This is a genomic window from Caballeronia sp. ATUFL_F2_KS9A (assembly GCF_023630765.1).
GTDB classification, from domain to species: domain Bacteria; phylum Pseudomonadota; class Gammaproteobacteria; order Burkholderiales; family Burkholderiaceae; genus Caballeronia; species Caballeronia zhejiangensis.
Genome location: NZ_JALQEK010000056.1, coordinates 147,460 through 162,872, shown reverse-complemented (window position 1 = coordinate 162,872; position 15,413 = coordinate 147,460). Strand labels below are relative to the sequence as shown.

Annotated in this window: 1 protein-coding gene; it reads right to left on the bottom strand. The window is 63.3% G+C overall.

Translation table 11 applies throughout. The features are described from left to right. On the bottom strand, positions 1-15,299 hold a 15,299-nt coding region (locus tag NCS67_RS31720; RefSeq protein WP_250437924.1), incomplete at its 3' end, for a non-ribosomal peptide synthetase. Positions 15,300-15,413 lie beyond the last annotated feature (114 nt).

The following is a 15,413-nucleotide window of genomic DNA, read 5'->3' as shown; positions in this document are numbered from 1 at the left end:
TCGTTGCGGCCGAGGAACTCGATGTTGCCATCGGCACGATAACGTGCGAGATCGCCTGTGCGGTACATGCGATCGCCAGAAGCGAAGGGGTCGGCGACGAAGCGCTGCGCGGTGAGCGCCGCGCGCCGCAGATAGCCGCTCGCGAGACCCGTACCGCCGATATACAACTCACCCGTCACGCCGAGCGGCACAGGACGCAGGAATTCATCGAGAACATAGGCTCGCGTGTTGGCCAACGGTCTCCCGATGGGAATCGACATGCCGTATGCGATGTCATCGTGATAGGCATGCGTCAACACGCCCACGGTCGTCTCGGTCGGGCCATAGTGATTCAGAATGCGCATGCCGGGCTTCAGTGCCTGCACGCGGCGGATCCAGTCGGAGCGCGTCGCTTCCCCGCCTAGCACGAGCAATTGCGTCGGCAATGCAGGCGCGGTGTCGAGCGTAACGTCAACCAGCGCGCGCAAATGTCCGGGCACGATCTTGAGCACATCGATTCCGCGCTGACGCATGTACTGCCCGAACAGATAGCTATCAGTGGTGCGGTCGTTCGACAGCACATGCAGCTCGTGGCCAGCGACCAGCGCACCGAACAGAATCGTATTGCCCAGATCGGTCGCGATGGTCGAAGCGAGGGCCATCTTGCACTGCGCGAGCACGTTCATCCTCGCAAGCACGCCGCTCAGATAGTTCGATAGATTCCGATGACTCAGCACGACGCCCTTGGGCTTGCCGGTCGAGCCGGACGTGTAAATCACATACGCGGGGCTGTGCGACTGCAGGTCAATGGCGGGATCGATATCGGGACATGCATCGATACGGCACGCTTCGTCGTCGGGACAAACGATCGAGACGTTAAGCGCGACCCGTGAAAGACCGTCGAGCAGCGATGTCTGAGTCACGAGCAGCGATACATCGGCGTCGTCGAGCATGTACGCGAGGCGCTCGGCGACCGAGGCGGGGTCGAGCGGCACATACGCAGCGCCTGCCTTGAGTATCGCCATCAACGCGACGATCATGTCGATGCCGCGCTCCATGCACAATGCGACGCGATGTTCCGGTTCGACGCCAAGCGCGATGAGATGGTGCGCAAGCCGATTAGCGCGCGCATCGAGTTGCGCATACGTGAGGGATTCGTCTTCGAAAACGAGCGCGATCGCATCGGGCGAGCGTCGGACCTGTTGGGCAAAAAGTTGATGGATACTCAAGTGCTGGGGATACGCAGCAGCGGTGTCGTTCCATCGCCTGAGGGATGCATGCTCTTCGGGTAGCACGATGTCGAACGCGTGCAGAGGCGCATCGGGTTTTTCTAGCGCTTGTTCGAGCAGACGCGCGAAGCGTTCCCCGAGCCTTGCAATCGTGTGCGCGTCGAAAAGATCGGATGCGTAGCTCAGGCTGCCAGTAAAGCGCCCTTGCGTGTGCGCGAGCTTCAACGTGAGATCGAACTTCGCGCCGGCTTCGGAAGGAGGCAGCAACTCGAGCGTGAGTCCGGGCAAGGCGAGCGGCTCCGCCGGGGCGTTCTGCAACACGAACATCGCCTGGAACAGCGCCGTACGGCTAGTATCGCGAGCGGGCGCGAGTGCTTCGACGAGCTTCTCGAACGGCAAGTCCTGATGCGCGTACGCGGCGAGCGTCGTATCGCGAACTTGCCTGAACAATGTACGCAACGAAGGCGAGCCGGAGAGATCCGCGCGCATGACGAGCGTATTGATGAACAGGCCGATGAGCGGCTCGACTTGCGCATGCGTGCGATTGGCGATCGGCGAGCCCACCGCGATATCCGTTTGCCCGGACAAACGCGCGAGGAGCGTCTGGAAGACGGCGAGCAGCAGCATGAAGGGCGTGGCGCCTTCGCGTTGCGCGAGCGCGATCAGCCGCTCGGAAAGCGCCGGGCTGAGGGCGAAGGGCAAGCTGGCGCCGCGCCCGCTGATGTGCGAGGGCCGGGGGTGATCGGTCGGCAGATCGAGCGGCGCGAGGCCTTCGAGCCGATTGCGCCAGTACCGAGTCTGTCTTTCGAGCTCGGCGCCGGCGAGCCAATCGCGCTGCCACAAGGTGAAGTCGGCGTACTGCACATCGAGCGGCGGCAACGCAGCAGGCGCGTTCGACAACGCCGCCGTGTAGCACGCGCCGAGTTCACGCACGAGCACGCCCGTCGACCAGCCATCGTAGATGATGTGATGGATCGTGAACAGCAGGACATGCTCTCGCGCGGACAGGCGCAGCAATCTCGCTCGGAGCAGCGGACCCTGTTCAAGATCGAATGCGCGTATTGCCTCATCTTGTGCGAGGCGGCGGACTTCGGTGACCTGCGCATCGGCATCGAGCGTATCGAGCGCGATCAGCGGCACGGTGACCTGCGCTTGCATTGCGATGCGTTGAACCGGAACGCCGTCGTGTTGCGCGAAGCAAGTGCGCAGGACTTCATGCCGATCGATGAGCGCGTTCATCGCGGTCTGCAACGCCCGAGCATCGAGCGATCCGGTGAGACGCACGGCCACTGGAATGTGATACGCGGACTGACCCGGGTTGAGTTGCTCGAGGAACCATAAACGTTCCTGCGCGAAGGACAACGGCAGATGCGCGGGGCGCTCGCGCGTCTGCAAAGGCGGCAAGATGCTCGCGCGATCCGAAGGCGCATCGAGCGTCAGCGCTTCGGCAAGCAAAGCGACGCCAGGCGCATCGAACAGCGTCCGCAAGGGCAGCTCGATCGCAAGCGTCTGACGCAAACGCGAGACGAGTTGCGTAGCAAGCAGCGAATGGCCGCCGAGCGAGAAGAAGTTGTCGAAGACGCTCACGCGTTCGAGGCCGAGTACATCGGCGAAGCACTTCGCGAGCGTGTGTTCGAGCAAGGTGCGCGGCGCGACATACGCGGCAAGGTTTTGCCATTCAGGATCGGGCAAAGCGCGACGATCGAGCTTGCCGTTGGGTGTCAGCGGCAGCGCGTCGAGCAGCACGAAGGCCGACGGCACCATATAGTCGGGCAGACGAGAACGTGCATGTTCCCGAAGTGCCTCGATGTCGATATCGCCGGTTGCCGTAACATAAGCGACGAGTTGCTGATCCAGCGTTTTTTGATGCCGCATGCGGCCGATGACGACAGCCTCGCGCACCGACGGATGACTGGCGACGTGCGCTTCGATCTCGCCGAGCTCGATACGGAAGCCGCGTATCTTGACTTGATGATCGTTGCGTCCGAGGAACTCGATATTGCCATCGGCGCGATAACGCGCGATATCGCCGGTTCGATACATGCGCGCGCCCGCGATGAACGGATCATCGATGAAACGTTCGGCCGTGAGTTCGGGCCGGTTCAGATAACCACGCGACACACCCGCGCCGCCTATATACAACTCACCGATCGCGCCCGGCGGGACCCGCCGAAGGTGCGCATCGAGCAGATAGATGCGCGCGTTGGCAATCGGCTTGCCGATGACCGGCTGCACCTGGTCTGCCGTGATCTCGGTAAGCGCCGCATCGACGGTGCATTCAGTCGGACCGTAGACGTTGAACGCGCGAATCTGTTCAGCGTTCGCCAGTCGATTCCACGTCTGTTGTGTGATCGCTTCGCCGCCGATAAGCAAGGTCAGCTTCGACCGCCGGCGTTCGAGCAAGCCGCTGGCGAGCATGACATCGAGTTGAGTGGGCGTGCAGTCGAGCACGTCGATATCGGCGTTGTTCAGATAGTCGATGAGCACCGCACTATCGGTGCGCACGTCGGCGGGAATCACGATCAGTCGATGACCTGCAAGCAGCGCCGTGAGGCTCTTCAATGAAGAGTCGAACGCGATGCTCGCGTTCAGACCGATGCCGGAGCGCGCGGCGCAACGTGCGAACACCGTCGATTGCAGCGCGTAATGCAGATTCACGACATGGCGATGTTCGACCATCACGCCCTTAGGCTTGCCGGTGGAGCCGGAGGTGTAGATGACGTAGGCGAGATGATGCGGTGCGACGTTCGTTTGCGGGTTCTCTTGTGGGAGCTCGTCATCGAGCGATGCATCGATTTCGAGTACGCCGAGCGCGCCGGTGTCGCCCAATGCTTCCCGGCCCGCGGCATCGGCGAGCAGCAGACGCGGCGCGGCATCGGTGAGGATATGGTTCAGGCGCTCGCCCGGATAAGCCGGATCGAGCGGCACGTAAGCGCCGCCTGCCTTGAGTATCGCCATCAACGCGACGATCATGCCGATGCTGCGCTGCATGCACAGCGCGACGCGATCGTCCGGCCGGACGCCGAGCGCGATCATCCGATGCGCAAGCCGATTCGCACGCGCATTGAGTTCGGCATACGTGAGCGAATCGCCTTCGAATACCAGCGCGGTCGCTTCAGGCGAGCGTCGAACCTGCTGCTCGAACAGACGATGGACGCATACATCTTCGGGATGCGCCTCGGCCGTGTCGTTCCATCGTTCGAGCAGCGCATGCTCGTCAGGCAGCACCAGTTCGAACGCGTGCAAGGGCGCATCCGGTTGATCGAGCGCCTGTTCGAGCAGACGCGTGAAGCGTTCGCCCAAGCGCACGATCGTCTGTTCATCGAACAGGTCGGTCGCATAAGCGAGCGTGCCTTGGAATCGATCTTGTGTATGCGTCAGATTCAGCGTGAGATCGAACTTCGCGCCGGCATCGGCGGGGCGCATCACTTCCAGCGTCAGGCCGGGCAGCGAGAGCGGCTCCATCGGCGCGTTCTGAAGGACGAACATGACCTGGAACAACGCCGTGCGGCTGGTGTCGCGAACCGGCGCGAGCGCTTCGACGAGCTTCTCGAACGGCAAGTCCTGATGCGCGTAAGCGGCGAGCGTGGTCTCACGCACTTGCGCGAGCAGTTCACGCAGCGACGGCGATCCCGAAAGATCGGCGCGCAAGACGAGCGTGTTGACGAACAGGCCGATGAGCGGTTCCGTCTGCGCATGCGTGCGGTTTGCGATCGGCGACCCTATGGCGATGTCGTTTTGACCGGACAGTCGCGCGAGCAGCGTCTGGAACACGGCGAGCAGCAGCATGAACGGCGTGACGCCCTCCCGATTCGCAAGCGCGTCGATCCGTTCGCATAAGGCGGCACCTACCGCGAATGGCACACTCGCACCGCGTCCGCTCATTTGCGATGGACGTGGGCGATCGGCGGGCAGGTTCAGCGGTGCGAGTTCGGCGAGCTGATTGCGCCAGTATTGCGTCTGACGGTCGAGTTCTGCACCCGCCAGCCAATCGCGCTGCCACAAGGTGAAGTCGGCGTATTGCACGGCCAGCGGCGGCAGTGAAACAGGCTCATTGCGTAACGCAGCCGCATAGCCCGCACCGAGTTCACGCACGAGCACGCCCGTCGACCAGCCATCCGAGACGATATGATGCATCGTGAACAGCAGCACATGTTCGTCTTGTGCAACGCGCAGCAGGAGTGCGCGCAGCAACGGACCGCGCTGAAGATCGAATGCCCGCGTGGCTTCGTCCTGCGCGAGTCGACGCAGTTCGGCGGCGTGCGCACCAGATGCAAGCGCATCGAGCGCGATGACCGGCAGCGCGATGTGCAAGTGCGGCGCGATGCATTGCACGGCCTGTCCGTCGTATTGCGCGAACGTGGTTCGCAAGCTCTCGTGACGCTCCACGAGCGCGTTCAGCGCGGTCTCGAATGACGGCACATCGAGCGATCCGTTCAGACGCACCGCGACTGGAATGTTATACGCGGATTGTCCGGGATCCAGTTGTTCGAGGAACCACATACGTTCCTGCGCGAAGGAAAGCGGCAGATGAGCGGGTCGCTCGCGTGCTTGCAGAGGCGGCAAGGCGCTCGCGACGCGGCGTGACTCATCGAGCGCAAGCACTTCGGCAAGCGCTGCAACGCTCGGCGCATCGAACAAGGCACGCAGCGGCAAGTCGATGGAGAGCGCTTGGCGCACGCGCGAAACGAGTTGCGTGGCCAGCAGCGAATGACCGCCCAGCGAGAAGAAGTTATCGAACACGGCGACACGTTGAAGGCCGAGCACACTGGCAAAGCATTGCGCGAGGGTTTCTTCCAGCGATGTGCGCGGCGCGACATATGTGGCCTGATCCTGCCACTGCGGATCGGGCAATGCGCGACGATCGAGCTTGCCGTTGGGCGTCAGCGGCAAGGCATCGAGCACCACGAACGCCGAGGGCACCATGTAATCGGGTAAGCCCGATGCAAGATGTTCGCGCAACATGCCCGCGTCGATCTCGTCCGTACCGGTGACGTACGCGATGAGTTGCTGATCCTGCGTCGCTTCATGCCGCGTGCGCGCGATGACGACAGCCTCCCGCACCGACGGATGACTCGCGATCTGCGCCTCGATCTCGCCGAGTTCGATACGGAAACCGCGAATCTTGACTTGATGATCGTTGCGTCCGAGAAATTCGATGTTGCCATCGGCGCGATAGCGTGCGATGTCGCCGGTGCGATACATGCGCCCGCCCGGTACGAAGGGATCGTCGAGGAAGCGCTCGGCGGTGAGTTCGGGACGGTTCAGATAGCCGCGTCCGACACCCGCGCCGCCGACATAGAGTTCGCCCACGGCGCCGACAGGCATCAGGCGGCGCTCGGCATCCAGCAGATAGATGCGCGTGTTCGCGATGGGACCGCCGATCGGCACCGGGTTCGACTCTTCCGGCAGGCACCGATACGCGGTCGCCCAAACCGTCGCTTCCGTCGGACCGTATTCGTTGTAGAGGGCGACCGGTCGAGGCAGCGTGGAGCTTTGCTTCGCGAGTCCGGGCGGGCACGCCTCGCCCGCTACGATGATCTCGCGAAGCTTATGATCATCGCTCGACGACATACTGTCGAGAATGGCCTGACCGAGCGACGGCACGCACAACACACGCGTGATGTCGCGGTGCCGCACCAGTTCGATGATCGCGTCCGGGTCTCGCGCGGTATCGAGATCGACGAGCGCAAGACAGCCTCCGTTCGTGAGTGTGCCGAAGAGGCCTGCGACGGAGCTGTCGAACGCGAGCGACGACAGCAGCAGGAAGCGTTCGTTCGGTGCGCGCTCATAGAACCGGTGCCGCGCGAAGGTGGACGCGACGAGCGTTCCGTGCTCGATCGCCACGCCTTTGGGCTTGCCGGTCGAACCCGATGTATAGATCACGTAAGCAAGGTGGTTCGGGCTGACGTTCGGGCGCGGATCATCCTGCGGATACGCGTCGTCGAGCGCTGCTTGCGGATCGATGACAGTGAGCGAACCCGTGTCGCCCAATGCTTCGCGACCGGCGGCATCGGCAATGAGCAGACGAGGCATCGCATCGGTGAGGATATGCGTCAGGCGTTCGCCCGGATAAGCGGGATCGAGCGGCACGTACGCGCCGCCTGCCTTCAGTATCGCCATCAACGCGACGATTCCTCCGATGCCGCGTTCCATGCAGAACGCGACGCGATCTTCCGCTTGCACGCCGAGCGCGATCAGCCGATGCGCAAGCTGGTTCGCGCGCGCATCGAGCTGCGTGTACGTGAGCGACTGGTCCGCGAAGATGAGCGCGAGGGCATCCGGCGTGCGCCGGACTTGCTCTTCGAAGAGTTGCTGAATGCAAACATCGTCGCGATAAGCCGTTGCCGTGTCATTCCATCGTTCGAGGAGCGCGTGCTCCTCGGGCAGCACGATGTCGAGCGCAAAGAGCGGCGCATCGGGCTGAACGAGCGCCTGTTCGAGCAAGCGCGCGAAGCGCTCGCCGAAGCGCGCGATGGTGCGTTCATCGAAGAGGTCGGTGGCGTAGTTCAGGCTGCCGGTCAGATGGTCTTGCGTATGAGTCAGGTCCAACGTGAGATCGAACTTGGCGCCGGCTTCGGCCGGTGGCAGCGGTTCCAGCGTGAGGCCGGGCAGCGCGAGTGGTTCGAGCGGCGCGTTTTGTAACACGAACATCACCTGAAACAACGCGGGGCGGCTAGTGTCCCGAACCGGCGCGAGTGCTTCGACGAGCTTTTCGAACGGCAAATCCTGATGCGCGTAAGCAGCGAGCGTCGTTTCGCGGACTTGCGTGAGCAACGTACGCAACGACGGCGATCCCGAAAGATCGGCGCGCAGCACGAGCGTATTGACGAAGAGGCCGATGAGTGGCTCGATCTGTGCATGCGTGCGATTGGCGATGGGCGAGCCGACGGCGACATCGTTCTGTCCGGAAAGGCGCGCAAGCAGCGTCTGGAACACGGCGAGTAGCAGCATGAAAGGCGTGACGCCTTCCCGATGCGCGAACGCATACAGCCGTTCGCACAGCGCGGGGCTGAGCGCGAAAGGCAAGGTCGCGCCGCGTCCGCTGATCTGTGCGGGGCGTGGACGGTCGAGAGGCAAGTCCAGCGGCGCGAGATCGGCAAGACGACCGCGCCAGTATTGCGTCTGGCGTTCCAGTTCCGCATCGGCGAGCCAGGCACGCTGCCAAATCGTGAAGTCGGCGTACTGCACGGGCAAGGGCGGAAGCGCAACCGGCTCCTTGCGCACGGCAGCCGTATAGCATGCGCCGAGTTCGCGAACGAGCACGCCGATAGACCAGCCGTCCGAGACGATGTGATGCATCGTGAACAACAGGACATGTTCAGCGGATGACAACCGCAGCAATCGCGCGCGAAGCAGCGGTCCATGTTGAAGATCGAAGGCGCGCGAGGCTTCGATCTGCGCGAGACGGCGGACCTCGGCGCTTTGCTCATCGGCGACGCGTTCATCGAGTTCGATGATCGGCAGCGCGATCTTCAGACTGGACGCTATGCATTGCACCGCTTGGCCGTCGTGCTCCACGAATGATGTGCGAAGGCTCTCGTGACGTGCCACGAGCGCGTTCAACGCGGTTTCGAATGCGTGAACATCGAGCGAGCCGGAAAGGCGCACGGCGACGGGTATGTTGTACGTCGATTGTCCCGGATCGAGTTGATCGAGGAACCACAAGCGTTCCTGTGCGAACGACAGCGGCACTTGCGCGGGACGCGGCAACGCTTGCAACGGCGGGCGCGCCCCGGCGCGATGAGCCGTGTCCTCCAACGCGTCGGCGAGCGCGGCGACGCTCGGCGCATCGAACAGCGTGCGCAAGGACAATTCGATCGACAGGGCTTCGCGCAGTCGCGAGACGAGTTGCGTGGCGAGCAGCGAATGCCCGCCAAGCGCAAAGAAGTCATCGAAGATGCTCACGCGTTCGAGGCCGAGCACGCTGGCAAAGCACTCGGCAAGCGATGTCTCGAGCGATGTCCGCGGCGCGACATACACGGCGAGGTTCTGCCATTGCGGATCAGGCAGCGCACGTCGATCCAGCTTGCCGTTCGTCGTCAGCGGCAAGGCATCGAGCGTCACGAACGCGGACGGCACCATGTAATCCGGCAGACGCGAACCGAGATGCTCGCGAAGGTCGCTCGTGTCGATGTCGGAAACGCCGGTGATATAGGCGATGAGTTGCTGATCCTGCGTCGCTTCATCGCGTGCGCGCGCGATGACGACGGCTTCGCGCACCGCCGGATGACTGGCGATCTGCGCTTCGATCTCTCCCAACTCGATACGAAAGCCTCGAACCTTGACCTGATGATCGTTGCGCCCGAAAAACTCCAGACTGCCATCGGGACGATACCGTCCGAGATCGCCCGTGCGATAGAGCCGCGCGCCCGGAACGAAGGGATCGTCGATGAAACGCTCCGCGGTCAGCTCGGGCCGATTGAGATAGCCGCGCGCCACGCCCGCGCCGCCGACATACAACTCGCCGACCGCACCGACAGGCGCGAGCCGCTGTTGCGCATCGAGCAGATAGATCGTGAGGTCAGGAATGCGCACGCCGATCGGGCTGTGGCTGTCCGCGCAGTCTTCGCGATCGAGCGGTCGATAAGTCACATGCACGGTCGTCTCGGTGATGCCGTACATGTTGACGAGGCGCGGATGCCGATCCGAATGACGCGCGTACCACGGCTCCAGCATCGAAGGATTCAACGCCTCGCCGCCGAATATCACATAGCGCAACGCGGTGGGCGCATCGTTCGTCTCCTGCGCCTGAATCAATGCGCGAAACGCGCTCGGTGTCTGATTCAGTACGGTCACGCGTTCCCGCTGAAGCAGTCGAAGAAAGTCGGGCGCGAAGCGCGCAAGCTGTTGCGGCACGATCACGAGCTTGCCGCCATAACGCAGCGCGCCCCACATTTCCCAGACCGAGAAGTCGAAGGCGAACGAGTGGAACAGGCACCATACGTCGCGTTCATCGAAATTGAACCAGTCGTGCGTCGCATCGAAGAGGCGAACGATCTGCGCGTGCTCGATCATCACACCCTTGGGCTTGCCGGTAGAACCGGACGTGTAGATCACGTATGCGAGATGCGACGGAGCGACGGCCGTGACCGGATCGTCTTGCGAGATGTCGTCGTCGAGCAATGCATCGGGATCGATCACGGTAAGCTCGCCCGTATCGCCGAGCGCCGCGCGGCCGGGGGCGTCGGCGAGCAACAGGCGCGGCGTCGAGTCGCTGAGAATGTGGCTCAGGCGCTCGCCCGAATAAGCGGGATCGAGCGGCACATAAGCGCCACCGGACTTGAGGATCGCGAGCAACGCGACCATCATGCCGATGCCACGCTCCACGCATAACGCGACGCGATCTTCCGGTCCCACGCCCAGCGCGATCAGACGATGCGCGAGCCGGTTCGCTCGCGCATTGAATTGCGCATAGGTCATGGATTGATCTTGGAAGACGAGCGCGACCGCGTCGGGCACGCGCGTAGCCTGCTGCTCGAAAAGCTGGTGAATGCACATGTCCGATGGATACGAAGCCGTGTCGTTCCATGTCTTCACCAGCAGCTCATGCGTGTCGGGCGGCACGACGTCGAGCTGATTCACCGGCGTTTGCGGCGCTTCTTCGAGTGCGTGCGCAAGGCTCGACAAAGCCTGCGCCATATATCCACAGAGCTGTGCGGGCGACAGCGGCGCAACGGTCTGCGCGATGAGACCGAGACTATCGCCGTTGTCATCGACGCACAACGTCAGCGGATAATTGGTGCGCTCTTCGGCGCCGAGCAGTTCGATGCCGTCGAAGGGGGTGTGCCGGTCGTCGGATGCGCGATTATGACGATAGTTGAGCAGCGCATTGAAGAGCGGCGCGGGCGCGGCGACGCCGCTGCATCGTTGAGCGAGCGCGAGCGGGGCATGCTGATGCCGCAGCAGCGCGGCGAGACGGTCATGCGCAAGACGCGCGCTGTCAGCGACGGAAGCGTCGTCGATGTCGAAGCGAACCGGCAAGGTGTTGATTACGAGCCCGAGCGCCTGGTCGACGCCCGCCTGCATGCGTCCGAGCAACACGGTGCCGAATACCACGCACCCATCGGAATCCAGTGCGCTGCCCGCGTTCAACACGCGCGCCCACGCGAGATGACAGAGACTCGCGAGACTGACGCCGATATGCCGGGCCTGAGCGCGCAGACGCGCATCGAGTTCGGCGGGCAGCGTGATCTGCGCTTCCGCGACGGCCGAGCCGTCGTGATGCACATCGGTCAAGCCGAACGGCAACGTGGGCTCGCTGACATCGGCGAGCATGTCGCGGAAAAAGGCTTCCTGCGCGTCATGGTTCGCCCCGAGCCGGGCCTGCGCGACAAGGTCGCGGAATGGTTGCGCCGCGCCCAACGCGTGCGCGCGGCCATCGAGAATCGCGCCGATTTCCGCATGCATGACCTCGAGCGTCGCATGATCGCCGATCAGATGATGCCAGTTCAATTGCATCAGCCAGCGATCCCCGCTCGCGTCGCGTGCGATTGCAATCTGCATCAGGGGCGCGCGAGCGAGATCGAGGCGCTGCGTGCGCGCATCGAAATGATGCGTCAGATCGTCGACCTCGACGATCGTCACGGGCGCATGACGCAGGACGACTTGCGCCGCCGTCGTCACGCCTTCGTGAACGAACGCAGTGCGCAGAATGTCATGCCGCGCGACGACCTGTTGCAACGCATCGACCCATGCATCGAGACGGGCGCGGCTGTCGAACGCGAGGCGCGCGGTTTGCAGATACGGATCGCCTTCCGTCGCGAGCATGTGATGAAACAGGATGCCTTCCTGAAGCGGCGCGAGTGCATAGATATCCTGAACGTTAGAGATTCCGCCAGGCATTTGATCGGCGATGCGATCGATATCCGTCTGCGTCAGCGAGATGAGCGGCAGCATGTCCGGCGTGATGGCGCTGTTCGCGGGCGTGATGACATTGGGCGGCACGACAATGTCGGACTTCGGCGCGGCGTAATCGATGGCATCGGCGAATGCGCTGAGCACGGGCGTCGCGAAGAGATCTCGCACGCTCGCTTGCAGCCCGATGCGCCGCAAGCGCTCGATGAGCGTCACCGCGAGCAGCGAGTGGCCGCCGAGCGCGAAAAAATTGTCATGCCGACCGACACGTTCGATTCCCAGCAGTTCAGCCCACAGTCCGGCAAGCGCGCTTTCGGTGCGACCTTGCGGTGCTTCGAAGGGACGCAGCGCGAAGGCGTCGGCTTGCGGATCGGGCAACGCGCGGCGATCGAGCTTGCCGCTCGGCGTAAGCGGCAGCGCATCGAGCGCAACGAACGCGGCGGGCGTCATATAGTCGGGAAGACGCGTGCTCAGATGTTCGCGCAAGTCGCTGGCATCGATGCCGAATTCATCGCGTGCGGTGACATAGGCGATGAGTTGCTGATCCTGCGAGCCGGGCGTGCGCGAACGCGCAATCACCACCGCATCGCGCACCGCCGGATGACTCGCGATCTGCGTCTCGATCTCGCCGGGCTCGATGCGGAAGCCGCGAATCTTGATTTGCAGATCATTGCGTCCGAGGAATTCGATATTGCCGTCGAGATGAAAGCGGGCGAGATCGCCGGTGCGGTACATGCGTGCGCCGGGCACGAACGGATCGTCGAGAAAGCGCTCGGCCGTGAGCTCGGGACGATTCAGATAGCCGCGCGCGACACCCGCGCCGCCGATATACAGCTCGCCCACCGCGCCAGGCGGCACCGTGCGACGCCGTGCGTCGAGCACATACGTGCGCGTGTTGGCGAGCGGCTTGCCGATAACCGGTCGCGCCTGTTCATGCGTGATCTCCGCGAAAGTCGCATCTACCGTGCATTCGGTCGGACCATAGACGTTGAACGCACGTATGCCTTGTGCGCGCGCAAGACGGCTCCACGTCTGCGGCGTGAGCGGCTCACCGCCGACGAGCACGGTCAGTGGCGCTTGCCGTCGTTCGAGCAGACCGGCCGAGAACAGCGATTCGAGTTGCGTCGGCGTGCAGTCGAAAACGTCGATACCGGATGTGTCGAGAAAATCGACGAGCGCCATCGCGTCGGTGCGCACATCGGCTGGAACGATGACGAGCCGATGCCCGGACAGCAACGCGGTGAGATTCTGCACGGACGCATCGAAGGCGATGCTTGCGTTCAGCGTCACGCCCGCATGCGGCGCGCAATGCGCGAACACGGTCGATTGCAACGCATGATGCAGGTTCATCACGTGCCGGTGCTCGACCATCACGCCCTTGGGCTTGCCGGTGGACCCCGACGTGTAGATGACATACGCGAGATGATGCGAGGCGAGGGCGGGCACATGCGGATCGTCGTTCGGCAGGGCATCGTCGAGCGATGCATTCGGATCGAGCACCGTAAGCGCGCCGATATCACCGAGCGCGTGACGGCCCGCTGCATCGGCGACGAGCAACCGAGGCGAGGCATCGCCGAGTATGTAACTCAGACGTTCGCCCGGGTAAGCTGGATCGAGCGGGATGTAAGCGCCGCCCGACTTGAGTATGCCGAGCAACGCGACGATCGCGCCGATGCCGCGCTCCATACACAAGGCGACGCGACCTTCGGGACGCACGCCGAGCGCGATGAGCCGATGCGCGAGCCGGTTCGCGCGCGCATTGAGCTGCGCAAACGTGAGCGATGCGCCATCGCAGACGAGTGCGACGGCGTCGGGTGTGAGCCGTGCCTGCTGCTCGAGAAGCCGATGAATGCACTCATGCTCCGGATACGGCGCGGTCGTGTCGTTCCAGCGTTCGAGGAGCGCCTGCCTTTCAGGTAACACGAGCTGAAGCGTATGCAGCGGCGCATCGGGCCGATCGAGCACTTGTTCGAGGAGACGTGTGAAGCGGCGCGCGTGCGCCTCGACGGACTCGGGCGTATAGAGCAACGGATTGCCATCGAACATCAATTCGATGCCAAGTTCATCGCCCTGGTCATGCACGATCAGCGCGAGATCATCGGGCGTGCCATAGAACGAGCGATTCGAGCCGATGACGCAGCCCGCGAAGTTCAGCGCACGGCTGTACTCCGGCATGATGTTCACCGTGGGACCGAAGAGCGGCCTGTCGGCTTCGATGCGGCCGACATCGCGCCGGATATCTTTCACGCGATAGCGCTGATGACGCAGTACGCGGCGGCTTTGCCGCGCGACGGCATCGAGAAGATCGACGATGGTCGTGCGTTCGTCGACGATCGCTCGTAACGGCAGCGCATTCGACAACATGCCCGGCACGCTTCTCGCCAGACGTCCGACGCGTGCGGTGACGGGCAACCCGAGCACCACTTCGGGCTGGCCGCTCAGACGTGCGACATAGGCGGCCATGACCGCCGTCATGATTTGCGGCCAGGTCGTGCCGTTGCGTTCGGCCATATCGCGCATGCGCGCGGTCGTGTCGGGCGACAGACGGATCCGCGCGCTCGCCTGCGAATAGGCTTCTGCGGGCATCGGCTCGGGCGCCATGCATGCCGAGAGGATCACAGGCTCGGGGCAACCCGCCATGTATTCGTGCCAGAACTGCCGATCGTTTTCGAAGGCGCTGGACGCGCGATACTCGGCGTCGTTATCGAGGAGATCGGCAAGACGCGCCCAGCCGGACGGTGCGGGATCGTCTCCTTGGATCAGTGCCGAGTAAATGGCTGCGAGCCGCTGCGTGAACAGCAAAAACGAAAAGCCATCGAACGCTACATGGTGAATCCGCTGAAAGAAGAAGAAGCGCGTGGGGCTCGCCTGAAAGAGCTGCCCATCGAATAGCGGCCAATGGCCGAGGTCGAAGGCGGTGGCCAGCGCGATCTGCACAGCGCGATCGATCGCTTCCAGCGGATCGGGTGCATCGCTTACATCGACCACGCGCAGTGTGAAGTGCAACGGCTCATCGGGAACGGTCTGACGCGGCAAGCCGTCGGTGACGAAGAGGCGCACCCGCATGCCTTCGGCTTCGTCGATGGTTTGCCGCAGCGCTGCCTGAAGCGCATCGACATCGAGCGGTCCGATGATCTCCGTGAGTTGAGCAAGATTGAAGCGCGGATCGCGCAAATCGAGTTGCTGTCGAAAGAAGATGCCCGATTGAGCGGGCGTGATGGGAAAACCGTGCATGGCGTCGATCCGTAGTGGAGAGCACGCGCGTGCTCTGAAAGCGATAGTCGAGAACGTCGTCATCGGAACGCGTGGAAGAAGCGCACGCGCGTTCGCGCGTGGTTGCATCTGGCA